Annotated in this window: 1 pseudogene; it reads right to left on the bottom strand. The window is 65.5% G+C overall.

Going from position 1 to position 226, the window contains the following annotated elements:
• Positions 1-226, bottom strand: a pseudogene (locus ACQ4LH_RS22300) (ammonium transporter); the annotation flags it as partial.

Genomic DNA, 226 nt, shown 5'->3' with positions numbered 1-226 from the left:
ACGAGTCCCCTCTGTTCGTCCGGGGGGCGGGGAGATGTTAAAAAGAGACAGGCCCACACCACCCGCCAGAGCCCCCCCCGCCCCTGCAGTACCGGACGCSGGAGTGATCSCCMCCAGACCCGCCACAGCACCCGAGGCAATGCCCAGAACGCTTGGTTTGCGGTGAGTGATCCACTCGGCGAACATCCAGCTCAGCGCCGCTGTAGCGGTGGCAATCTGGGTTACC

This window comes from Pseudomonas peli (assembly GCF_050563605.1).
Classification (GTDB): Bacteria; Pseudomonadota; Gammaproteobacteria; order Pseudomonadales; family Pseudomonadaceae; genus Aquipseudomonas; species Aquipseudomonas peli_A.
Note: the sequence above shows the minus strand (reverse complement) of the source record. Positions and strands in the feature narration are given on the sequence as shown.